Origin of the sequence: Arthrobacter sp. CAN_A212 (assembly GCF_015752345.1) — a bacterium.
Lineage (GTDB): Bacteria > Actinomycetota > Actinomycetes > Actinomycetales > Micrococcaceae > Arthrobacter_D.
Genome location: NZ_JADOUT010000001.1, coordinates 392,318 through 416,053 on the forward strand (window position 1 = coordinate 392,318; position 23,736 = coordinate 416,053).

The window sequence follows — 23,736 nt, forward strand, 5'->3', positions numbered from 1 at the left end:
CCTTCACGGTGCTCCCACCACTGATTCGGCGAGCGCAACGGATACCAGTTCCAGTTCCGCTTCCAGCTCTGCCAGCTTTTCCGGGTGCACCTCGCTACCGCCGCGTGAGGCGTCCTCGAGCTCCGCGCACAGCGCGGCTACGCCGTCAGCACCGATATTTGCGGCTGCCCCCCGGAGCTTGTGCGCGGCGTCGCCCAATCCTGTGCCTCGCTCGAGCGCCTCGCGGAGCTCCGCGAGATCGCCGGGAACAGCGCCGAGGAACGCGGCGGCTGCAGCGGGCAGCACACCCCACCCATCATCGGCGCCCAGCCCACGGAGCACCTCCAGCCGGGCGGGGTCCACGACCTCCCGGGGTTCGGCGTGTACGACGTCGGCCGCGGGCGTCGGCGCTGTCGTGACGGCGGGGGCGACGGCGGGGGTGCCCACCCACCGGAGCAGGGTGGTCTGGAGCCGGGTGATGTCTACCGGCTTGGCGAGGTAATCGTCCATCCCTGCGGCGCGGCATCGTTCACGGTCCTCGCTCAGTGCTCCAGCGGTCATGGCGATGATTGGCAGATGGGCTCCTCCTCGACCCCTGATGGCGCGGGTGGCTTCGAACCCATCCATCACCGGCATGTGACAGTCCATCAGCACGGCCGCGTAGGTCTCGTGGGACGTGGCCTTGACCGCTTCGGTGCCATCTCCGACCAGGTCCACCCGATATCCCAGCTTCAGCAGCATCGATTCGGCGACCAGCTGGTTGACCGCGTTGTCCTCGACCACCAGGATGCGGGCATCCGAACCGTACTGGGCATCCTGCAGCTGGACGGTGCGGGAGCGGACAGTCTCCGGCGCCGGTTCGGCGTCGGTTGCAGTCATCAGGTGCATCAGGTGCATCAGGCGGTCGTAGAGCGCCGAGCTCCGGACCGGTTTGGTCAACCATTCAGACACCCCGGCAGCGGCAAGCCGGTCGCGGTCAATATGCCCGTTGGAAGTGAGGAGGATCAACCGGGTAGCTGCCAGCTCGGGGTGGCTGTTGATCGCCTCAGCCAGGTCGATCCCGTTGATATCCGGCATACACATGTCGAGCACAGCTATGTCGAAAGGTTCTCCCGCGTCGGCTGCGGCAAGGAGTCGCTCAATTGCGACGTCACCGGTCTCAACAGCTGCAGTGTTCATCCGCCAGGACCCCAGCTGCGATTCCAGCACCAGCCGGTTGGTCGCGTTGTCGTCGACCACCAGCACCCGTAGCTCGTCGAGCAGGTTGGATTCCGGTGCCGTCATGCTCTTCGACCCAGCGAGTGGCAGGGTGAACCAGAAGGTGCTGCCTGCACCGGGGGTGCTTGCAACCCCGATGGTCCCGCCCATCGCCTCAGTCAGGCGCCGGGAGATCGCCAGTCCCAATCCGGTTCCACCGTACCTGCGGGTGGTCGACGCATCAGCCTGCGCGAAAGATTCGAACAATCTCTCGTGGTCAGTTACCTCTACTCCGATGCCCGTGTCCCGCACCTCGAAGCGGATCATCGACCGGTGGTCGCCGCCGTGGGTATCGGCGACATCCACCGGGTGCACCCGGATGGCGATCTCTCCGGCCGCCGTGAACTTTACCGCGTTCGAGAGCAGATTCAGGAGCACCTGACGGATCCGCCCAGCGTCTCCGACCAGATGCTGGGGCACCTCGGGAAGGCAGTAGGCAATCAGCTCCAAATTCTTCCGTCGTGCACCCTCCGCGAGGAGGCCAGCCACTTCGTCGATGAGGTTGCGCGGGTCGAAGGACTCCATCTCCAGGTTGATCCGGCCGGCTTCGAGTTTCGAGAAGTCGAGGATGTCATTGATCAGCAGCAGCAGCGACTCTCCGGCACCCTTGACCCCCTGGGCGTACTGCCGCTGGGTGGAATCCAGCGGGGTGTCCAGCAGCAATCCCGTCAATCCGATCACCCCGTTCATCGGGGTGCGGATCTCGTGACTCATGGTTGCCAGGAATTCCGACTTCAGGCGGGTCGCCTCCAGTGCCGCCTCCCTCGCGTTGCGCAGCTCGGTCTCCGCAGCGCGCCGATCGCTGATGTCCTGGGCAATGGTTGCCATCCCACGCATCACCCCATCGGTGAACACCGGGGAGATAGTCATCGAGACCTGCACGACTGATCCGTTGCTGCGCAAACGTTCCGTTTCGAAACTATGACCCTCCCCGCTTGCGGCCACGAGAGCCTGCGCGGCCTCATTGTCTGCTCGTGCCGACGCCGGCACGAAGAAATCTTTGTCCCGGCCGATCGTGTCAGCCGCCGGGTACCCGAAGATCCGTTCCGCTCCGGGGTTCCAGCTGACAATCTTGCCGTCCGGGGTGTAACCGAAGATCGCGTCCGAGGACGAGGTGACGATCGCACCGAGCCCCTCGAGCTCCGCCGTGCGCGCCGCCACCTGGTCAGCCAGTCCGCGGGTAAGGGTCACATTCTCGATGACGATCAAAACCTGGCGGACCACCAGTAGCACCAGTGCCACCAACCCAATGCCGAGCTGGACTGGGTAGGCGCCGACAGTGATGTAGCCCGACACCATGATCGCCACAACCACCGGGACGTAGGGCACCAGTTCCAGCGCCACCGCATACCGGTGGCGATCGCCCTCCACTCGCGTGCTGCGCGGTACAAACGGCGCGAGGGCGATGAGCCCGAAGGCGAGCATCCAGCCGATGGCGAGCGGGGAACCGGTGGACCCTGTCGCGCCCTCAAAGACCAGGCGGACGTAGACGCTGTCGGTAACGGCGAGGACAAGCAGTCCACCCCCCATACAGAACCAGCGCAGCCGGTCACCCACCGGGCGTCGGATGCCCAGCACAAGCACCAGGGAAATGATGATCACATCGACCACCGGGTACGAGGTGCCGGTAAGTTGCCCGATGAATGCCTGATCGGAGGATCGATAAGCGGGTCCAAGAACCGTCGCCCAGCTGATAAACAGCACAGTTGCGGCGATCACTCCGCCGTCGAGCAGGGTGTGGAGGCGGGACACAAGGGTTGCTGACGGCCGAGGAAACAGAAATAGTGCGGCAGTGGCTGGCACGGCATAACCAATGAATCCGAGGTCAGCAATCGAGGGGAAGGGATAGAGGTGATCGCGGGTGATTCCGAAGTAGGTCCATGCCAGCATCCCGCCAAACCAGGCGAGCATTGCCGTTGCCAGCACCCACCATGCCTTAGCCGAGTCCTTATCGCGCCGGGCACCCGCGGCGCAGCTGATGGCGGCGGCGAGGCTGAACGCCAGAAGGCTGATGTTCCCGATGCTCTGGGCCATCGGTGTGCCACTGTTCACCGTCAGGTAGTAACCGATCACCATGACCAGCGCCAGAGCACCGCCAGCGAGCCACCAGAGTCCACTCCGCCAGCGCATGGATGAACCCCTCGGTGCAACTGCGAGAGTATTCACATGGATCCTTTCGGCGGCTCAGTAGCGACGTACCGAGCGCTCCCCCACCAGGGGATCCGTCACTGCGCCGTCGTGCCTCTATAACCTCCTGCTACTCTAACGTCCCGCGGTCTAGGAACCGGGTCCCACCAGCAACATGTCATCGTTTCGACATCGGAGTGACCGGGCCTACCGGTAGGCAATAATGACCCAATGGGGAAACGTCGACGTACAACATCAGTGGCAACCATCGCAGCGCTCGCACTGACTCTCACCGCCTGCACGGATACCGGCCCAACGGCAGAGGACGCCGCCGCCGTGTTCGCCGAGGGGCTCACCGCCCTCGACGTCACCGGTTCCACGTTCACCGCCGGTTCGGTAGCGACGGTCAATGAGGAACTCGCCGCGATCACTGCGGCACTCGATCCGCTCACTCCCACCGTCTCAGTCGGGGCGGTGGAATCTCCGTCCGAGGGCACAGCCACCGTCCAACTGGACCACGTGTGGGACCTGGACGACAGCGACGACGACTGGGCCTACACCACCTCCGTGGAGCTTTCTCTCGTCGATGACGTCTGGCAGGTGGCCTGGGATCCGGCGGCTGCCGTGGACGGGCTGGAACCCGGCCAGGTCCTGACGAAGTCATCAAATCCGGCCGAGCGCGGAGACATCCTCGGCGCAGACGGCGAGATTCTGGTGACTGACCGTCCTGTGATCCGCATCGGCATCGACAAGACCCAGCTCGAGGCTGACCAGTGGGCCGGATCGGCCGAGGCCCTGGCTGAGCTGCTGGGAGTTGACCCGGAGGCCTTCGCCGCCCAGGTCGACGGAGCGGGGCCGGAAGCGTTTGTTGAGGCGATCGTGTTGCGCGACGACGATTCCCGCGCTGTAACCGACGCGGAGCTGGCCGCCGTTCCGGGGGCCCTCGCGCTCCCCGACGAGCTGGCCCTCGCCCCCACCCGGACGTTCGCCCGTGAACTGTTGGGGTCGGTGGGCCTGGCGAGCGCGGAAATGATTGAGCAGTCCGACGGCGAACTGGAGTCTGGCGACGTCACTGGCCTGTCGGGACTGCAACTGCAGCACAACGATCAGCTCGCGGGTACGCCCGGTCTGGTCGTCTCGGCGGCACCCGCCGAACAAACCGGCGACGCCACCGGGCCGGTGGTGCTGTTCGAACAGGACCCAGTGCCAGGGGAACCGCTGACTACCACCCTCGACCAGACGCTACAGTCACTTGCCGAGGGTGTGCTTGAGGAGGAGCCGTCGGCGTCGTCAATCGTGGCGTTACGCCCGTCCACCGGGGAAATCCTGACCGTAGCGAACGGACCCGGCAGCGCCGGCCTGCAGACCGCGCTGTTGGGCCAGTACCCGCCGGGCTCAACCTTCAAGGTAGCCACCTCTTTAGCCCTGCTGCGGGAGGGGTTCACGCCCGAATCCGGCACCCAGTGCACCGAGGAACTCGTTGTTGACGGTAGATCCTTCAACAACGCCAGTACCTACCCAGCCGCGTTTCTTGGTGAGATTCCGCTGCTGCAGACCTTCGCCCAGTCCTGCAACACCGGGTTCATCGCCACGCGCGACGTCGTCTCCCAGGAAGAGCTGGCCGCTGCCGCCAGCGATCTGGGGGTGGGGGTCGAGGCCTCCATGGGGATCTCCGCGTTCTTCGGGTCAGTGCCCGAGACCGCCGAGGGCACTGCGCACGCGGCTTCAATGATCGGGCAGGGCGAGGTGCTGGTGTCCCCGCTGGCCCTCGCGGTGATGACCGCGAGTGTCGGCGCCGGTGAACGTGTTACCCCCACCCTGCTCGCAGCGGATTCGGCTAACGAGACAGCGGGCGAGACGGCCGGCGAATCCGACCCGTCGCCGTCGCCGGCTGGTACCCCGGGCGCGCTCACCGCCGACGAGGCGGGAACGCTGCGGACCCTGATGGCCGCGGTCGTCGCCGAGGGCGGCGCCACGGTGCTCGCCGATGTGCCCGGGGATCCGGTCCTGGCGAAGACCGGCACCGCAGAATTCGGGGATGAGGACCCACCACGAACCCACGCGTGGATTGTGGCACTGCAGGGTGACCTTGCGGTCGCGGTGTTCGTGGAGGAGGGAGAGCTGGGATCCACCTCCGGCGGCCCGCTGATGGACGCTTTCCTGCGCGGCGCCGCGCAGTAGCAGGTCAGGGTTTTTCCATGGTCAGTCGAGAACAATCGTGGCATGGCCGTCGACAACGTACCCCCCGGAGCGGGTTCCGCTCGCACCCGCACGAGGTCGGGACTACGCCACCGGGCCCTAATCCCGGTCGTTTTGCTCCTCGCTGTCAGCGGCCTTGCCGCCATCGCCCTGTCCCAGGAGAAAACTCCTAGCGTTCCACTCGGTGCCTCCGCGGCCATCGCTGGCGGCCTAAGCCGTATTAACGGAATCATTCCCCTCGAATCGGACAGCTGGAACCCCGCAGGAAGTCCCGGCTGGCTTGACGAGCCCATGGGAGACGGCTCGCATCGGGTCAGGATAATACTGGAACTGACGGCGCTGGAACTCGGCGGTATGGACTTTGCAGCCGACGACTACTCTGTTGCGGGGGTAGGAACCAGCCGCTATAACGTGGTGTGGGCTCCAGTCGAATCGGCGTTCGTCAATCAGGGAGAGAACCTCAGCGTTGCCTTGGTCTTTGAACTACCCGATCAGGCTGTCCTTTTGACCCTCGATAACGACGACGACGTACGTCTTTCGCTCGGCACCGACCACCACTCCGGCGGGCAGTAAACAACCCTCAACTTTGGGGGTGCACACCACCCAGATGGGGCTTATTTGGGGGGGACGAAGAGCGGAAAATTTGAGCCATCCACTTTAGGGGGTTCATCATGGATGCTACTCATCAACCAATGGCCAACCGTCCTGGCCCAGCACCCGTTCACCTATCAATTCAGATCATCGGAAAGCTGCGGGTCCGCCGTGGCAATGAAGTCCTGGAAGCCGAGCACTTCGGCGGTCCCAAACCGCGCCAGATCCTTGAGATCCTGTTACTGACACTTGGAACACCGGTGTCGAAAGATCGACTCGTCGAAAAGCTCTGGGGAAACCACCCCCCAGCCGAGTCCATGGCGACGCTGGAAAGCTACGTCAGCGTCCTGCGACGCCACCTTCAACCGGGCGAAGGCAAGGCAGGGCCCCTGCGCACATCAAACGGCGGCTATGTCATGGATCCGTTTTTGGTGGATCTTGATCTGGACCGATTCAATTCTTTGATGCGTGCGGTGCGGGCTTCTTCACCCGCGGCTGCCTATCCCCTGCTCCAGCAGGCACTTGAGCTGTCAGCGGTCCCGCTTCTGGCCGACGAGCTTCGACCCGAATGGGCGCAGGAGGAGCGTGCCCTGCATTCCGCCCGGGTCACGTCTGCCCTGATCCTCGCCGCCGAAATCGCGTGTGTTCTGCACCAGCCCGACGACGGAGTCCTTTGGGCGCGGCGTGCCCTGGACGCCGATTTCCTCAACGAGGGCGCCTGGACGGCGCTGGTTTCGGCGTTGGAGCAGTCGGGGCGCCATGCGGAGGGTCTCCAGGCGTACGAGCGGTGCCGGCGGGCCCTGGATCTTGAGCTCGGCTGCACTCCCGGACCCAAACTTCGGGACGCCCAGCTCCGGTTGCTTCGCGCCACGGCTGACGGCCAATCTGAGTTGGCTGAAGTGCTTTCGGCTCTGCTGGTGTTGCATGGCCGGGTGGAGCAGCGTACAGGCCGAAATTCGGTGCCACCCGAGTCGTCCCTTGGGAAGACCGTCCGCACCGCAGGCGAGGTGTTGTCTTCCTTCCTACTGAAAGCTCTAGCAACCTCCTGACCCGCCGCTCAGTTCCCGCCGATTTGCACCTGCCGTCACTGGAAGTGGTGCTTGCAGGTATGAATTGGGTTCCATCCACGCGTCGGGGGGCTCGCCCAACCCCACCACCCGACCATCAAGATGACTGCCGTTTGTATCAGCATGCGGGTTTCTCCTGTGCTTCCCAACATTTACCCATTTTTTCCACAGGATTTGCTGGTTTTGTCACCCCTGAGGATGCATACTCGGACTACACACAGCTGTTGGGGCGTGACACCGTAGGGGTGATTGTCATGACAGTTCTTGCAGCCGATTCTGTTAGCGTCGAGCTGAAGCAAATTCGTGTTCTTATCGTCGATGACCACGCAACCTTTGCTGAATTGCTGGCCCAGGCCCTCGCCTGGGAACCCGATCTGGCCAGCGTCGGATTCGCTACCAGCATTGGCACTGCAATCAAGCAGTTCATGTTGCTGCACCCCGACGTCGTCGTCATGGATTACCACCTGCCTGATGGCGACGGCATCACCGCAGCCGAACAGGTCCTCGCCGTGGCCCCAGATACCCGTGTGATCATGCTGACAGGCGATCCCAACCTGCAGGCACTTGGCCGGGCGGCCAACAGTGGCATCTGTGCCTTCCTCCCGAAGGACGGTTCCCTGATGACGTTGCTTGAGACGATCAGGCATGCCAGGAACGGTGGCATGATGGTGCATCCGCTTCTCGTTACTCAGCTCGCTGCACGCAGGAAACGGCCACCTTCCACCGGCTTTGCCTCGCTCACCCAGCGAGAACTGGAGGTCTTATCGTTAATGGCCGCAGGTAGCGATGTGCGTGCCAATGCGAAAGCACTGGGGATTACCGAGAACACTTGTCGAGGGTACGTGAAGTCCATTCTTGTGAAACTGGGGGCCCACTCGCAGCTCGAAGCAGTTGCTGTTGCCACCAGACTGGGCCTCCTGATTGAACCGCGGCATGGGTAAACGCCTCTGGCCTCGACACATAGCGGACGGCGGTGTGACCGTCTCAGAGCGCTCAGAGGTTCGCAGTGCGGTGGGGCGCTTCCTTTTGACCGGGCTGCTTGTCATGACACTGATTGCCACGCCTGTCGCCTTTTGGATTCGGGCTGAAGCGGAGAACCATGCGCTCGATAACGCGCAGCGCATTACCCAGCGCCTAGCTGACTATGCGGTCAGCCCGTTGATCAATGATCGCCTGATCGCTGGCGACCCCGCGGCGATCGAGGAACTTGATGTACGGCTGAAACCGTGGCTGGAACGGGGCGCCGTGTTGAGGATCAAGGTGTGGGACGGCGACGGGCGGATTATCTATTCAGACGTGCCGTCCCTGATCGGCCAACAATTCGACCTCCCCGCGCCCGCCCTGGGTCTGCTCGCCGGAGCTAGCGGAACCACGTCCCTGGAGGACCAACAAGGTCTGGAAAATGAGTACGAAGCAGACTCCGGCGAGTTGGTGGAGGTGTATGTGGGGTCGCTGGCGGCCACTGGAGCGCCCCTGATCTTTGAGGCGTACTACGACGACGACGGCGTTCGCGAAGAGCAGACTCGGGTGCTTTTGGCGATCACGCCGATCTTCCTGCTCGCCTTCGGCGTCCTCCAACTCGCACAGTTGATACCCGCTGTCCGGCTCGCCCGCCGGATCCAGGCACACGAGGTCTCCCGTCGCAAACTGCTGCAATACGCTATTGAAGCCTCTGATCTGGAGCGTCGACGGATTGCCAGGGACCTTCATGACGAGGTAATCCAGGACCTTGCGGGGCTGTCCTACGCGATGGAGGCCGAAGAGAAACGGGGTGCGGCCTCTCAACGTCCCCTGTTTGGCCGGGTCCGGTCCATTCTCCAGGAAAACCTCCGGACACTCCGTGCCATGACGAGTGAACTCTATCCCCCGGACCTGGACACGTTGGGGCTGCCGGCGGCTCTGACCCGGTTAGCAGAGTCTCTGCGCGAACAGGGCATCGACGTGGCGCTTCAGGTTCCGGACAACTATGAGATGGACCGCGACCACGCCGTCATGTTGTACAGGGTGGCCCGGGAGGTACTGACCAATACCGTGAAGCATGCCCATGCGAACTCCGTCCATCTTTCGCTGCTGAGGGAGGACGGTAGTACCGTCCTGACCATCAGGGACGACGGCCGCGGTTTCAACCCAGAGGATGGTTCACCCGAAGGCCATCTCGGCCTACGGCTCATGCATGACACCATCCGGGAGGCAGGCGGCTCCCTTCAGGTGTTGTCAGGCGGAGGCTGCGGTACCTCAGTGATCGCAACACTCAGCCGCATCCCCTCCGCCGCTTAGCTGGGGCCGAGCGGCACAGGGTTTCTCCAAGGGCGGTTTGACATCATCGAGCCACTTGCTTCGAAGGGAGATACCAATGTCCATTTCACGGCGACAAGTGCTGCTGGGGGGCGGCCTGATGGGGGCCCTCGGCGCAGGCGCCCTGTCCCTGCCGGCTCGGTCCATCGATGCCAAATCGATCAGCCGTCTGGCTCCCGGGGACATGCCCCGCCCGTTTCAAACACTTCTAACGCAGGCCCCCATCCTTGAACCATCCTCCACGGGCATCGATCCGGTGGATGGTGCTCCGGTCAGTTATTTCACGCTCACCGAGATGGCGGCTACCGCCGCCATCCTCCCTCGGCTCAAAACCCCGATCCTTGGCTACGACGGGATCTTTCCCGGCCCCACGATCAGCCTCGAGCAGGGCACCAAAGCCGTTCTGCGCATACGTAACCAACTGCCGGCTGTCCACCCCTTTGACGGCCACCCCCTAACGACCTCAACGCATCTACACGGGTCAGCGTCGTTGCCGCAGTACGATGGGTACGCCAGCGATATCACCAGCCCCGGGTTCCGAAAGGACTATCACTACCCGAACTTCCAGCCAGCCCGGACCCTCTGGTATCACGACCACGGCGTCCATTACACAGCGCTCAACGTATACTCCGGACTCGTCGGGCAGTACCACCTTCACGATCCGCTGGAGCGCGCGCTCCTACCTCAGGGACGATTTGATGTGGCGCTCAGCATCTCCGACGCCATCTTCGCGGCAAACGGCACTCTCAGCTACACGGACGACAGCCATTCGGGGCTCTGGGGTGACGTCATTCTGGTCAATGGCCGGCCGTGGCCCGTATTGAAAGTACAGAAACGCATCTACCGATTCAGGATCCTCAACTGCTGTATCTCCCGCTCGCTACGGCCCGCCCTGAGCACCGGAGACCCGGTCACCTTTGTCGGCGTTGACGGTGGGCTGCTGCCGCTGTCCCAGACCGTGGCAAGCTGGCGGCACGCCTCTGCGGAACGTTATGAGATCCTCATCGATTTCCGGAAATACAGCACCGGGCAACGGATCGTGCTGCGGAACCTGTCCAACCCAAACAATGTGAACTATGACTACACCAACAGGATCATGGCATTCGATGTTACCGATGAACCGGTTGATACGAGCGACCCGACCTGGAACACTATTCCGGCGCAACTCGCAACCAGCAATCCTGTGATGGCCCTCAACCCATCCGAGTCCCGTAAGGTCCGCAGGTTCCGGGTCAAGCGCGACGACGTCACTAATATGTGGATCATCAACGGGGAAACCTGGCAAGACGTCATCAGCAGCGGCTACAAAAGGGTCATCGCGGATCCGGGGCTCGGGGACGTCGAAATCTGGGAATTTGAGAACAGCTCCGGCGGATGGTTCCACCCGCTTCACATCCACCTCATCGATTTCAAGATCCTCAGCCGCAACGGCCGCCCGCCGTTCGCCTACGAGAAGGGGCCAAAGGATGTGGTCTACATTGGGGAAGGAGAGACGGTCCGGCTGCTGATGAAGTTCGGGCCTCACAAGGGCCGTTATATGTTGCACTGCCACAACCTTCCGCACGAGGACCACGACATGATGGTTCAGTTCAGGGTGGGGCCGGAAGACAACTTTGATCCTTATGACCCGATCACTGCGGCACCCGCTACGTGGGATGGCTAGGACCAGCACCCGGCGTTTCGTGGGGGCGGCGTTGATGGGTATCGCCGTCCTCCTCGGGCTCCGACTGTGGGTCGTCGAACCATTCACCGTCGCGTCGGACAGCATGGAGCCCACCGTGCCGCAGGGCAGTACAGTGGTGTTATTCAAGGGACCTCCATCAGGCGAGGCGCGTTCCCTCGTAGCCTTCCCCAACCCCGTGGACAGTACCCTCACCCTCAAACGCATCGTGGCGGTCGGGGGGCAAATTGTGGCAATCAAGGATGCGACGCTCTATGTCGACGGTATCCCTCCCGACGAATCCTTCGTTGATTATGAGAGCATTGACGCAACGTACTTTGGGCCCGTCACAGTGCCGGATGGTTATGTTTTTGTGCTGGGAGACAACCGCGCGGTATCCATAGACTCTCGGGATTTCGGGCCGGTTCCCAAGGAAAGCCTCACCGCATCTGTGATCTGGCCGGCTTCTCAGCCCTGACCGCTAACGCAGCTGTGGAACCGTGCTGCCGCGGGTCTCGATGATTTCCTTGCCGAGTGGCGTTAGCGAGATCGGGATCATTTTCAGGTTGGCGATGCCCAGGGGGATGCCGATGATGCTCAGGAACATGGGGATCGCCGTCAGCACGTGCCCGATGGCAAGCCAGATGCCTGCGACAACTATCCAGATGACGTTGCCGATACCGGACAGCGTCGACGCTCTGCCTCCCCGATCCACAATCGTTCGGCCGAAAGGCCAGATGGCGTAGGCGGCGATCCTGAAGGACGCAATCCCGAACGGGATCGTCACGATCAGCAGGCAGCAGATCACGCCCGCCAGAACATACCCCAGGGCAAGCCAGATGCCGCCGAAAATCAGCCAGATGACATTCAGAATTACGTTCATGGGTTCAATTTTCCTTTAGTGCACTGCGGCGGTCTATGGGGGACACCCCTGAGTTTGCCGATCGTCCAGTGCGTTTCGGGGACAGGCAAAAAAGTGCCCTTCCCGCGGACGGGAAGGGCACTCATTGGTCAGAGCCTAGTTGCTCCGGCGGTCGTTCGACGCGGGCGCGGTGGCCCGGCGGGGTCCGCTGGAGCGGCGTCCCGCCCCGGCCGACGGCGTGTGGTTGCGCTGATTACCCGGCTCCTGCTTGGCGCCCGCGCTGCTGGAGCGGTGAGGTGCCTTGCCCTGGGGTGCGACGTCGGCAGCGCGTGCACCGGCTGGACGGCGGGTGCGGTTGCCGCCACCCGTTCCCGAGCCGGCGGGACGGTCGTCGTCACGACGGCGTCCGCCACCGTTGGAGCCGCCAGCTGATGCGCCGGCCGTAGCGCCAAAGCGGGGACCGCGTGGCTGATCCTGCCGACGATCGGACCGGTTGCCCGTCGACTCAGCGGAAACCTTCCCGCGACCGCCACGGCCGCCGCGTCCACCCGACGAGGGTGGCGCCGTGCCGCGGCGCTTGCGCTGTGCGTTGGCTCCGGTGGAGGTGCCACCGCCACGCTGTGCTTCACGCGAGGCTACCAGTGATGCGCGGGTGCGCGGATCGATCTTCTCGGCGACATCACCGATCAGCTTGCCAACCAGCGGCGAGGTGGCCTTCACGTTCTCAAAGGCGACGTCAACGCCCGCGGCGCGCATCAGTTTCTGCACCTCAGACTTCTGCTCCGGCAGCGTGATCGTCACGACGGTGCCGGACGAGCCGGCACGGGCGGTACGGCCCGAGCGGTGCAGGTAGGCCTTGTGCTCGGTGGGGGGATCCACGTGGACCACCAGTTCGACGTCGTCCACGTGCACGCCGCGGGCGGCGACGTCGGTGGCGACGAGCACGCGCACGTCGCCGGAGGAGAACTCCGCGAGGTTACGGTCGCGGGCGTTCTGCGACAGGTTGCCGTGCAGGTCAACGGCAGGGATGCCGGCGTCCGTCAGGGTCTTCGCCAGCTTGCGTGCGTGGTGCTTGGTGCGCATAAAGAGCAGGCGGCGCCCGCTGCCGGAGGCGAGCTGAACAATCAGCTGCTTCTTCTGCGTCTGGTCGCCGACCAGCAGGACGTGATGCTCCATGGTGGTCACCGACGCCTGGGGGTCATCCACCGAGTGAGTCAGCGGGTTGGTCAGGTACCGCTGGACGAGCTTGTCCACGCCGTTGTCCAGCGTGGCGGAGAACAGCAGGCGCTGGCCCTCCTTGGGTGTGGTGTCCAGGAGCTTCTTCACGACGGGCAGGAAGCCGAGGTCGGCCATGTGGTCGGCCTCGTCCAGCACGGTGATCTCGACGGCGTCGAGGGTGATGAGCTTCTGGCGCATCAGGTCCTCGAGGCGGCCCGGGCAGGCGATAACAATGTCGACGCCGGCGCGCAGGGCCTTCTCCTGGCGGGCCTGGGAGACACCGCCGTAAATGACCGTGGTGTTCAGGCCGAGCACGGTGGCCAGCGGCTCGATGGTCGCGTTGATCTGGGTGGCGAGCTCGCGGGTCGGAGCGAGCACCAGCGCCAGCGGGCGTCCGGGCTTCCGCCGGTACGCGGCTTCCTGCTCGGCCAGCCGGGCCACCATGGGGAGCGCGAACGCGAGTGTCTTGCCGGAGCCGGTGCGGCCGCGGCCGAGCACGTCACGGCCAGCCAGCGTGTCGGGCAGGGTCTTGACCTGGATGGGGAATGGTTCGGTGATTCCCTGGGCGGTAAGGGTTTGGACCAGAGCCTTGGGCACACCGAGTGCAGCAAAAGTAGTCATGTAGGTACACGAACTTTCTTCTCATCTTCCCCACGAATCGGTTGACGCGAGGGGTTCGCCGAAGAAAAGTCAGACAGTGTCAACCGCGCTCACAATGTTGGGAGCTCAAATGCGGGACAAAAGAATGCGTTCATCGACGCAAGCTGCGCTGGTTTCCAGCAGGTGTGGAGTATTTCCATCCAGGCTGGCACGCAGACAAGTCCCTCAACTCTATCAGCGTTGGCGTCGTCTGACTTGCGCCATGGCCCGTTTGACCGTGAACTGGGGGTGAACGTGACTGACACCACAGCTATCCGGAGGCCGCCATGACCCACCCCGACCACTCAGTGCTCGACGACGCGCAGCAACTCCACGACGACCTGGTGCGGCTGCGGCATCGCCTGCATCAGGAACCCGAGATTGGCTTGACCCTGCCCCGCACCCAGGAAAAGGTACTCCAGGCGCTCGACGGTCTTCCCTATGAGGTCACGCTCGGGACGGACACCACCTCGGTGACCGCCGTGCTCCGCGGACAGGGCGGCCACGGGTCGGCCACTGCAGCAACGGACAGGCCCGCCGTGCTGCTGCGGGGCGACATGGATGCGCTGCCGGTGCAGGAACAGACCGGCGTCGAGTACACGTCGAGATTCGACGGCGCCATGCACGCGTGCGGGCATGATCTGCACACCGCGATGCTGGCCGGGGCGGCCACCCTGCTGGCGGAGCGGCAGGATCAGCTGGCGGGCGACGTCGTCCTCATGTTCCAGCCCGGTGAGGAAGGTTTCGACGGCGCCGGGGTGATGATCCGGGAAGGGGTACTCGAGGCGGCCGGGAGGACCCCCGACGCCGCGTACGGCCTGCACGTGATGTCGGCTCAGCAGGCGAACGGACGGCTGGCAACCCGTCCCGGCACCCTAATGTCAGCCTCCGACGGGTTGCACGTCACCGTGCACGGCGCTGGTGGCCACGGCTCCGCCCCGCACCTGGCGAAGGACCCTGTCACCGCAGCGGCGGAAATGGTGACGGCATTGCAGGTGATGATCACCCGGCAGTTCGACATGTTTGATCCGGTGGTGGTGACAGTCGGTGTGCTGCGGGCCGGCACCAAGCGCAACGTCATCCCGGAGTCGGCGGTCTTCGAAGCGACGGTGAGGACCTTCTCCGAGGCGAACCGGGAGAAGATGCAGACAGTGGTGCCGAGGCTGCTGGAAGGAATTGCCGCCGCCCACGGCCTGGAGGTCACGGTCAACTACTCGACCGAGTACCCGTTGACAATCACCGACGACGCCGAGACGGTGCGGGCCGAATCGGTCATCGCGGACCTGTTCGGCTCGGACCGCTACTCCCGGATGGCCCAGCCGCTCAGCGGGTCCGAGGACTTCTCCCGGATTCTCGCAGCGGTCCCGGGCAGTTTCGTTTTCCTCTCCGCGGTGGCCCCCGGAGCGGACCCGCTAACCAGTGCGTACAACCATTCCCCGTACGCCACCTTCGACGACAGCGTCCTGGCCGACGGAGCGGCTTTGTACACCCAGCTGGCCCTGGCGCGGATCGCCGAGCTGGCCGCCGTCGTGCAGTAGTTGCGCTAGGTGATCAGGCGGCCCGCGACCAGGTAGATCAGCGCTCCGGCACCGAGCACCCGTCGGAAGGGACTATCTCCCTGCGCCAGCTCCAGATACGCCCAGGTGAACAGGAAGGCCGCGCTGAAGAAGGACAACGTGGCTGATATGTCCGGATCCGGCGCCAGTGCGGCGGCCACCATCAGCACGAGCCATCCGATGATGGGGATATTAGGGACCTGGCCGATGACCAGGTTCCCGTCACGGTCGGAGAAGAACCGTCGCAACCCGTGTGTGGCGCCGCCCTGGGGTTCTGGTGTCATCACCCGAGTCTACGGACGGATTCAAGATGCGCTGCCAGTACTCCTCGCCTAGGCTGGCAACAACGACTAGAGGAGTTCCCCATGAAAAAAGTCCTGCTGGTACTGACCAGCGTTTCCGAACTCGGCGACACCGGCGAGAAGACCGGTTACAACGTGGCCGAGGCTGCCCACCCGTGGAAGGTTTTCAAGGATTCGGGTCACTTCGTTGACTTCGCCTCCATCAAGGGCGGCGTCCCACCCCAGGACGAGGTTGATACCTCCGACCCCATCCAGGTCGCCTTCACCGAGGATGAGACCACCAGGGCAGGCCTCTACAACACGGCCCGCGTTGACGTGGTTGACCCCTCCCAGTACGACGCCGTCTACCTGGTGGGAGGGCACGGCACCATGTGGGATTTCCCCGAGAGTGAGGGCCTGCAGAAGCTGGTCGCCAGCGTGTACAACACCGGCGGCGTGGTCGGCGCTGTGTGCCACGGACCGGCCGGTCTCCTGAACGTCGAGCTGGAGAACGGTCTCCGGCTGGTCGAGGGCAAGCGCGTTGCCGCGTTCACCAACGACGAGGAAGTCGCTGCCGACAAGGACAAGATCGTCCCGTTCTTCCTGGCTGACCGCCTCGAGGAGCAGGGTGCCACCCATGTCTCGGCGGGTGTCTTCGAAGAGAAGGTCATCGTGGACGAGCGTCTCGTCACCGGCCAGAATCCCGCGTCAGCTGCCTTGGTAGCCAAGGAGATGGAGAAACTTCTCGCCGAGGTCATCCACCAGGAAAAGGCCGAGGAGCAGGACGAGTCCGAGGCACTGCGGGCTCAGAAGGACGCCGAAAAGGCAGCAGCAGCCGCCGCGGAAGCGGAATCCGGCCACTAGATTCCCGCCTGAGGGGCCAGGCAGCAGTTCCTGCGCCGGTCCCGGGAATCCGTAAAACGAATGCGCCCTTAGTGAGGGGTGGAGTTGGTCCGTAACAGCGGGCCATCCCACTGTCCACTGCGGGCGCTTTTCGTTCGCTTGGATACCCTTAGAACAATGAGCACTAACCCAGCAGCCCCCTCGCCGACCCCCGGCCCACATCTTTCCCAGCCCGTGTCCTTCGTGCGCCGTGGCTCACGGCTTCAGGGCCGACGCCGTCAGGCGTGGGCTGAGCTCGACGGGTTTGTGGTCGAGGTGCCGCGCAACACGATGGCCGACACCTCCGTCGACCCTGACTACCGGTTTGACGCCACCGCAGAGTTCGGCCGCGAGGCACCGCTCGTCGTGGAGGTCGGTTCGGGCCTGGGCGAGGCCATCACCCACGCGGCCGAGCTGCAGCCACACACCAACTTCCTTGCCCTTGAAGTCTACAAACCGGGCCTTGCGCAGACCCTGCTGCGGATCGAGCAGAAACAGCTCACCAACGTCCGCGTCGCGCAGGCCAACGCCGCCGAGGCCCTCGCCACCATGCTGCCACCCGGCTCGGTCAACGAACTCTGGGTGTTCTTTCCCGACCCCTGGCACAAGACCCGCCACCGGAAACGCCGCCTCGTCAAGGACGACTTCGCCGAGGTCGCGGCGCGGGTGCTTGCCGACGGTGGCCTCTGGCGCCTCGCGACCGACTGGTCCGACTACGCCGTGCAGATGCGCGACGTCCTGGCGGGTTCGGAGCACTTCACCAATGTGCACGACGGCGAGCGCACCGGTGCCGAGAGCCCCCTCACCCAGGTGTGGGAGAGCGGCGTGGAACTGGTGGTGGGCGGGGCGCCCGTCCGCGAAGGCAAGGACCCGGTCAGCACCGGGAACACCGGCGTCAACGAGGGAATCGACACCCGCGGCGGTTGGGCCCCGCGCTTCGACGGCCGCATCCTCACCAGCTTCGAGAACAAGGCCCACGAGGCCGGCAGGATGATCTTCGACCTGACCTATCGCAAGATCTAGGCGTACAGGTTTGCCCATCATCCCCGCGCCTTCACGCCCGCACCACGGCGTGCCGCCGACGACGCACCGAAGGGCCCTGCAGAAGCTGGGGAAACCTGCACACGGCGTACGCCGGTGAACCCGCACGAGGCGTGGGAGGGCCACCCAAAAGGCAGCCGCGCCTATAACCGGATGCTCTGGGCACTGTTTTTCGCCGGGGTCGCAACTTTCTCCCAGCTGTACTCGGTGCAGAGCGTCCTGACCAGCATCGCCAGCGACTTTTCCGTCTCGGCTGCCCAGGCAGCGCTCACCGTCTCCGCTGCGACCATCGGGCTAGCCCTGGCCGTCATCCCCTGGTCCTGGGTCGCCGACCGGGCGGGCCGGAAACGGACCATGACCTGGGCGATCAGCGCCGCCGTCGCCTTCGGACTGATGGTCCCCCTGGCCCCCACCTTCGAACTGATGCTGGTGCTGCGCTTCCTGGAGGGCACGGCCCTGGGTGGGATCCCGGCCATCGCGCTGGTCTACCTCAACGAGGAAGTGCAGCGACTCCATGCCGCCGTCGCTGCCGGCACCTACGTTGCGGGAACGACCATCGGCGGGCTGTCGGGGCGGCTGGTCTCCGGACCGGTGGCGGACCTCCTCGACTGGCGGGCCGGAGTTCTCGTGGCGAGCCTGATGGCAGCCCTGGCAGCGGTGGCCTTCGTCTGGCTCGCGCCGGCACCACGACGGTTCGCACCGGTGGTCCGCGGTATTGGGCCAAAACTCTCCGAGCGGATTGTCCACAATCTCCGGTCGCCGCGCCAACTCGGCCTGTACGCCCAGGGGTTCCTGCTGATGGGCGGATTCGTGGCAGTCTACAACTACCTGGGATTCCGCCTCGAACTGCCACCCTTCGGGCTTCCCGTCGCCATCATCAGCCTCCTCTTCCTGGCTTACCTGGCCGGGACGGTCAGTTCGCGGGTGGCCGGCACGCTCGCGGTCCGGTTCGGGCGGCTTCAGGTGATGGTCGCCGGTATCCCGGTGATCGTGCTCGGCCTGATCATCACGCTCGCCGACTCGCTCCCCTTGATCATCGTGGGGCTGATCATCTTCACCGGCGGCTTCTTCACCGTCCATTCGGTGGCGGCCGGCTGGACGCCCCGGCTCACCGACGTCGGCCGCGCCCAGGCCTCCAGCCTGTACAACTTCTTCTACTACGCCGGATCCAGTCTGATCGGCTGGACCGGAGGCTTCTTCTTCGACGGCTTCGGCTGGAACGGAGTGGCCCTCTACGCGGCGGCCCTGGCCGTGCTGGCCGGGGCTCTCGCCGTCGGGACCCTCCGCGGCGCACCCAATCACTAGCACTCCCCCACTGGGGCATGCCTGTGCCCGGATAGGTCAGACCAGACCTGCTGCGACCCGTTGCTTGACCATCCAGGCACTGAGCTCCCCGGCCGGGATGGGCTTGCTCAGGTAGTACCCCTGGATCAGGTCGCACTCAAGGCGGGCCAGCTCTGTGTACGCCTCCTCATTCTCGACTCCCTCCGCCACGATCCGCAGACCCAGGCTGTGCGCCAGGTCGATGATCGATGCCACCAGGCTGGTTGCTCGACGGTCCTGGTTCATCGGAAAAATAAACGACCGGTCCAGCTTGAGCTCGTCGACGGGAAGGTCCCGCAGGTATGCGAGGGAGCTGTAGCCCGTCCCGAAGTCGTCGATCGAGATTTCAACGCCCCTCGCCCGCAGCTCCCGCAGGACCCCAACCGCCCGGGCGCCGTTCTGCATGAGGATTTCCTCGGTGATTTCCAGCACCAGCACCGAGGGTGGCAGGTTTCGGGCGCTCAGCATCTGGGTGATCTGGTGCGGCAGGTCCTCCCGGAGGCAGCTCGCTGACACGTTCACGGCAATCGCCAGGTCCAGTCCCTCGGACCGCCAGCGGACCACCTGGTCCAGCACCTGGTCCATGATCACCTCGGTGAGCTGCGGCATCAGTCCGGCCTCTTCAGCGAACTGGAGGAAGGCGTCGGGGTAGAGCAGCCCACGGGTGGGGTGGTTCCAGCGCACCAGCGACTCCACATCGGCAATTTCGGGACCGCGGGGGGAGATCTTCGGCTGATAATGCATGACGAATTGGTGCTCGGCGATGGCGGTCCGGAGCTCCTGCATAGTGCGGAAGCGGATTTCGCGGTGGTCGTCGTAGTCCAGCTGGTAAAGGTGATGCCCGCTGTGGTCGGCTTTCGCGCGGTACATTGCGACGTCGGCACTGCGCAACAGCGCGTCGAGGTCGGTGCCGTGGCTGGGGTAAAGAGCTATACCCAGGCTTGCGCTGGACTGAACCATCGTGCCGCCAATGGCGAACGGTTCGCCGAGACACTTGTAGATGCGCGCGGCGGTTTCAACCGCCGCTTCCTGCGACACGTCCGTCAGGAAGACGGCGAACTCGTCTCCACCGATTCGCGACACAATATCTGGAACACGAACCTGTTCGGCCAGTCGACGCCCTACCTGATGCAACAGATCGTCGCCAAAATGATGGCCAAGTCCGTCATTCACATCCTTGAATCGGTCCAGATCCATGAGTAGGAGGGCTCCACTCCGGCCCGGTTGCAGGTGGGCTGGCACATCCGAATGGAGGGCTCGCCGATTGGGCAGCCCGGTAAGGTCATCCGTGTGGGCCAGGGTCCTTTGCATTTTGTGCCGGAAAGTCATCGGAACGGCTGCGGCAGCGAGGGTAAGCCCTGCAAACAGAACGGCAATGGTTGGTATCTCTGTTTGACTGGCCAGCACCAGGACACCGAGCGCGGCACCGATCGACACTACAGGTGCGGCAAGCGCTGGCATGACCGCTGTGGTTTCATCCGTCGCGATGACCGGCCGGGCAGCACCGTCAACCCAGAATGCTGCCGCGACGACGCCGATGAGCCACCCTGCGTCCAGGACGGATCCAACAACATACCCGCTAACGTCCAGCGCATAAATGACATCAGAGGCAGTGAACAGGGCCAGCCCCGCCAGGAAAAATGGCCATCGTCTTCCGAGGTCCAATCCCTGCGATGCAAGGATCCCGGCGATCACCGCGATGATCGCGATATCAAGGATAGGGTAGGCGATCGCGATGATTGATTCGGGCGACATGGGTCCGCTCGATGCGGATTTCAAGGCGGGTGTCAGAAGGATCGAGACCACCGAGGCGGCAGCAAGTGTACCGACAAGGCTATCCAGGAGGACCGGCCAAAGCCGGTCACGCATCTGACGATGGATCACCACACTGAGAGATCCGATGATCAACACAGCAAACAGCAGATAAGCCAGATCAGCGAAAGTGACGGTGCCGGTCTCTCCCTGCAGCGCGGTATATGTGTAGATCGAGTCACCGACAAGGTACAGAGTGACAGCAGCAGCCCCGAGGGTTACTTCCAGCCGTCGGAATCCTGCGGCCCGGACGGCCATCCAGCATAGGGCTGCCGCGCAAGCTTCTGTGAGCGGATACAACACAGTGGATGGCAGGGTGCCGATAGCACCCTGAGTGATGGGAAGAAGGGAGATCACAGTGATCGCCAGGAGCACCCCCGTCGACCACAAAAGCCACTGACGACGGCGGACGGGTACGCCGATCTCATAACGATCGCGTTGTATTTCGATGACCTGTTGCATGACGCCCTGACTCGTGGCCCCCAGCCGATGTTCACACAGCATAGAGCCAAATTTCGCCTATCCGCCTGCTGTGCGGATCAGCCAGAAATAACTGCGATAAAACTGGCCTAAAGGAGCGCGTTTCCTCAGCTAAGACAGCCAGCAGAACCGATTGTTTCGTGCGGCGTCGTCATAAACGGTTGCCGATCATTGCTGCCACCCCATTGCGGAACCGTTTCAGAACGCACTGCAGTTCGGCCCGCCGGCATCCATCACACTGGGAGTGGGGTCGCTCAACACGCCGAGCACCTCGAGATATTCTTCCGGCTCGAGCTGGCACAACAATAACGATCCATATTCGTCGAGAGCATGGATGGATTGCTGGCGGAAACATCAATCTAAACACCGGCGGTTGTTTTCGGCCGCTCCTGGGGGGATGGGCGTCACTGCCCCGAGATCGAACTGCGCGCTAGCTGAACGACGACGCCGGGAGGTCCTTCTCGCCGTCCGCGATCGCCCGGACAATCCGCTCCGCGACGGCCTCCGGGTCCTTCCCGGCGGGAAGCCGCGGGGCGGAGCCGGCAATTGCGCGGTTCACCAGCCCAGTCTCGGTGTGCGGCGGCCGGACATCGAGCACCCGGATCCCCTGCCGGCGCACTTCGAGCGACAACGCCTTCCCGAATGCGCTCAGCGCTGCCTTGCTCGCCGAGTAGGCAGCCATTCCGGCGGTTGGGCTTTCGGCGACCACAGCACTGATCTGGACCACTACTGAGTCCCGCTGCAGCTGAGCGGACACCGCGCGGACGAGCCGGATATAACCCAGGACGTTGACGAGGAGCAGCTCATCCAGAGTCTCGTCATCGAGTTCCGCTACCGGCCCGAACGCGACTACTCCCGCCGCGTACACCAACCCGTCGACGTCACCGCAGACCTCGGCTATTTCGGCCGGAGTGTTGGGGTGGGTGAGATCGGCGACGACGGTTCCCGCCACCGCATCTCCCAGTTCGCCAGCCAGGCTCTCCAGTTTCGTTGCGGATCGGCCAGAGAGTGTCACCCTCGCCCCGGCACCTGCCAACTGCCTGGCGACGGCGGCGCCCAGAACACCCGTCGCACCGATGACCAGGAAGTGGCTGCCACTGATAGTTGTCATGTGGCCGAGTCTACCCACCCCGGGTGTCCATCCTGCGATCTGGGGCAACGGCTAGTCGCGGAGGCGCCGGTTCTTCAGACGTTCCAGCTTCCGGTCAGCGGCAGAGCTCGCTTCCAGTTCCTCGAAGGCCTCCTCCACACGCCGGGAGTTGGGATCGGTCCAGGACAGTTCGTCGTGGGCTGAGGCCTGGGCCTGGACCCGTCGGGCCTCCAGCTCAGCCTGCCGTGCCGCGGCCTCGGCCCCCGCTGCAGCCTGTCCGGACCCGTTCAGAGCGTCCTGCATGCCGAGTTCGGCCTGGGCAGCGCCGTGCCTGGCCTTCAGCGTCTGATACCGGATGCCGTTGTCCTCCACCCGGTTCTCCAGCCGCTGCAGGTTGGAGTCGAGCTGGCGGACCTGCGAATCGAGTTCGTCCCGTTGACGGGTTAGCGTCTCAAGCCGCTTCGTGACGGCGAGGCCGCGGCGGAGGGCGGCCCGGGCGGCGTCGTCGTCGCCCGCGTTCACCGCATCCGTGGCCTGCTGTTCCAGGTGGTCCAGTTCGGCGCGCGCCTCGCCGGCGAGCAAATCCAGTCGGTGACGGTTGGCGGCGAGGTCCGCGACGCTGCGGCGGGCCTTGTCCACCAGGTCCAGCTGCTGCCGGTGGGCCTGCTCGACGGTCTGAATAGGATCGGTGGGCTTCTCTTTCGCGGCAGTGCGGTTTGCACGAACGATACGGGAGATGCGGCGGCCTAGTGACATGGTGGTGGTTCCTTGAGCCCTCTACTGGATCTGGTCGCGGGTGCCGTAGGCCTTGCTCCATGCCTGCAGCACATTGATCTCGCGTGTCAGGTGGGTGCTCGCCCGTTGGATTTCGGCGCCGCCAGCCGGTTGGCCGGCCTGCATGAGCGACCGTCGGAGGTCTGCAGAGAGGGTGCCGTAGGACTGGACCTGCTCACCGATGCGGCTGGCCAGATCGCGTTTAAGCTGGCGGTCGGGTTCGCGTTCGGCGAGGCGGAGCTGGTCCTCCAGAGCGCGTTCGGCCCGGAACAGGTCCTCCGCCACCATCGGAAGTTCCCCGATCGGACCGCCGCTGCCCGCGACGGCGTCGAGGGCCCGGCGGGTGGCCTGACCGGACCGCCGCAGGTCGAGACGGAGTCGGGCAATCCGGCGGACGCCGTCGTCGACGGCGTACGAACGAGCGGTGAGAACGCCGTTGGAGAAGCCTCGCTGCACCACTCCTGAGCGGCGGAGACGCCGGACAATCAGCCACGTGGCCAGGGCCATTCCCAGACCGATGACCAGCAGCGTGACCCCGCCGAAAATGAGGAGCTGCATGAGCATGTCGCCGAAGTCACCGGCGTCGGAGAACTGTTGAGGCAT

Annotated in this window: 19 protein-coding genes; 11 read left to right on the forward strand and 8 right to left on the reverse strand. The window is 64.2% G+C overall.

The window, feature by feature from the left end; all coding sequences use genetic code 11:
- Window positions 1-3: 3 nt before the first annotated feature.
- On the reverse strand, window positions 4-3,402 hold the full coding sequence (locus tag IWX64_RS16895; protein WP_334683110.1) for a PAS domain-containing hybrid sensor histidine kinase/response regulator: 3,399 nt from the start codon (window positions 3,400-3,402) through the stop codon (window positions 4-6).
- A 219-nt stretch (window positions 3,403-3,621) separates the two neighbouring features.
- Here IWX64_RS16895 and IWX64_RS01895 point away from each other — a divergent pair, with 219 nt between their 5' ends.
- The 7 genes from IWX64_RS01895 to lepB all read left to right on the forward strand — a co-directional run bounded on the left by IWX64_RS01895 (window position 3,622) and on the right by lepB (window position 11,653).
- The gene (locus IWX64_RS01895; RefSeq protein WP_334683111.1) at window positions 3,622-5,544 is read left to right on the forward strand and encodes a penicillin-binding transpeptidase domain-containing protein; all 1,923 of its coding nucleotides are present in this window, start codon (window positions 3,622-3,624) and stop codon (window positions 5,542-5,544) included.
- Window positions 5,545-5,586: 42 nt separating this feature from the next.
- Window positions 5,587-6,135 carry a hypothetical protein gene (locus tag IWX64_RS01900; protein WP_196865433.1) on the forward strand — a complete coding sequence of 183 codons (549 nt, stop codon included), beginning with the start codon at window positions 5,587-5,589 and terminating at the stop codon, window positions 6,133-6,135.
- Between the two features lie 98 nt (window positions 6,136-6,233).
- The gene (locus IWX64_RS01905) at window positions 6,234-7,202 is read left to right on the forward strand and encodes an AfsR/SARP family transcriptional regulator (RefSeq protein ID WP_245345545.1); all 969 of its coding nucleotides are present in this window, start codon (window positions 6,234-6,236) and stop codon (window positions 7,200-7,202) included.
- 272 nt (window positions 7,203-7,474) lie between these two features.
- Window positions 7,475-8,161 carry a response regulator gene (locus IWX64_RS01910; protein ID WP_196865434.1) on the forward strand — a complete coding sequence of 229 codons (687 nt, stop codon included), beginning with the start codon at window positions 7,475-7,477 and terminating at the stop codon, window positions 8,159-8,161.
- A 103-nt stretch (window positions 8,162-8,264) separates the two neighbouring features.
- Window positions 8,265-9,497: a sensor histidine kinase gene (locus IWX64_RS01915; RefSeq protein WP_196865435.1), complete on the forward strand. Its 1,233-nt coding sequence runs from the start codon at window positions 8,265-8,267 to the stop codon at window positions 9,495-9,497.
- A 76-nt stretch (window positions 9,498-9,573) separates the two neighbouring features.
- Window positions 9,574-11,178 (forward strand): multicopper oxidase family protein, encoded by a 1,605-nt coding sequence (locus tag IWX64_RS01920; RefSeq protein WP_196865436.1) that lies wholly within the window; start codon window positions 9,574-9,576, stop codon window positions 11,176-11,178.
- Complete coding sequence (lepB, locus tag IWX64_RS01925; RefSeq protein WP_196865437.1) at window positions 11,171-11,653, forward strand: signal peptidase I; 483 nt, start codon at window positions 11,171-11,173, stop codon at window positions 11,651-11,653. Before IWX64_RS01920 ends, lepB begins: the two co-directional genes overlap by 8 nt.
- A gap of 3 nt (window positions 11,654-11,656) precedes the next feature.
- Here lepB and IWX64_RS01930 read toward each other — a convergent pair whose 3' ends face one another.
- Together IWX64_RS01930 and IWX64_RS01935 are read right to left on the reverse strand one after the other, a co-directional pair.
- A complete protein-coding gene (locus IWX64_RS01930) occupies window positions 11,657-12,058 on the reverse strand; it encodes a YccF domain-containing protein (RefSeq protein WP_196865438.1) in 402 nt (133 codons plus the stop codon).
- A gap of 135 nt (window positions 12,059-12,193) precedes the next feature.
- On the reverse strand, window positions 12,194-13,876 hold the full coding sequence (locus IWX64_RS01935; RefSeq protein WP_196865439.1) for a DEAD/DEAH box helicase: 1,683 nt from the start codon (window positions 13,874-13,876) through the stop codon (window positions 12,194-12,196).
- 305 nt (window positions 13,877-14,181) lie between these two features.
- On the opposite strand from IWX64_RS01935, the gene IWX64_RS01940 reads away from it, so the two are divergent.
- Window positions 14,182-15,432, forward strand: coding sequence for a M20 metallopeptidase family protein (locus IWX64_RS01940; protein WP_196865440.1), 1,251 nt, complete (start codon window positions 14,182-14,184; stop codon window positions 15,430-15,432).
- Between the two features lie 5 nt (window positions 15,433-15,437).
- On the opposite strand, the gene IWX64_RS01945 is transcribed toward IWX64_RS01940, so the two are convergent.
- Window positions 15,438-15,734, reverse strand: coding sequence for a hypothetical protein (locus IWX64_RS01945; protein ID WP_196865441.1), 297 nt, complete (start codon window positions 15,732-15,734; stop codon window positions 15,438-15,440).
- An 81-nt stretch (window positions 15,735-15,815) separates the two neighbouring features.
- Between IWX64_RS01945 and IWX64_RS01950 the strand changes: the two genes are divergently transcribed.
- The 3 genes from IWX64_RS01950 (at window position 15,816) to IWX64_RS01960 (ending at window position 18,959) form a co-directional block, all read left to right on the forward strand.
- Window positions 15,816-16,595: a type 1 glutamine amidotransferase domain-containing protein gene (locus IWX64_RS01950; RefSeq protein ID WP_196865442.1), complete on the forward strand. Its 780-nt coding sequence runs from the start codon at window positions 15,816-15,818 to the stop codon at window positions 16,593-16,595.
- A 156-nt stretch (window positions 16,596-16,751) separates the two neighbouring features.
- Window positions 16,752-17,636, forward strand: coding sequence for a tRNA (guanosine(46)-N7)-methyltransferase TrmB (gene trmB, locus IWX64_RS01955; protein WP_196865443.1), 885 nt, complete (start codon window positions 16,752-16,754; stop codon window positions 17,634-17,636).
- A gap of 171 nt (window positions 17,637-17,807) precedes the next feature.
- On the forward strand, window positions 17,808-18,959 hold the full coding sequence (locus IWX64_RS01960; protein WP_196865609.1) for an MFS transporter: 1,152 nt from the start codon (window positions 17,808-17,810) through the stop codon (window positions 18,957-18,959).
- Between the two features lie 36 nt (window positions 18,960-18,995).
- Here the strand turns inward: IWX64_RS01960 and IWX64_RS01965 are convergent, their stop codons facing one another.
- From IWX64_RS01965 to IWX64_RS01980, 4 genes are all read right to left on the reverse strand, one after another.
- Complete coding sequence (locus IWX64_RS01965) at window positions 18,996-21,293, reverse strand: putative bifunctional diguanylate cyclase/phosphodiesterase (protein ID WP_196865444.1); 2,298 nt, start codon at window positions 21,291-21,293, stop codon at window positions 18,996-18,998.
- Window positions 21,294-21,699: 406 nt separating this feature from the next.
- The gene (locus tag IWX64_RS01970; protein WP_196865445.1) at window positions 21,700-22,380 is read right to left on the reverse strand and encodes an SDR family NAD(P)-dependent oxidoreductase; all 681 of its coding nucleotides are present in this window, start codon (window positions 22,378-22,380) and stop codon (window positions 21,700-21,702) included.
- 51 nt (window positions 22,381-22,431) lie between these two features.
- Window positions 22,432-23,115 carry a PspA/IM30 family protein gene (locus tag IWX64_RS01975; RefSeq protein WP_196865446.1) on the reverse strand — a complete coding sequence of 228 codons (684 nt, stop codon included), beginning with the start codon at window positions 23,113-23,115 and terminating at the stop codon, window positions 22,432-22,434.
- A 21-nt stretch (window positions 23,116-23,136) separates the two neighbouring features.
- Complete coding sequence (locus tag IWX64_RS01980; RefSeq protein WP_196865447.1) at window positions 23,137-23,736, reverse strand: hypothetical protein; 600 nt, start codon at window positions 23,734-23,736, stop codon at window positions 23,137-23,139.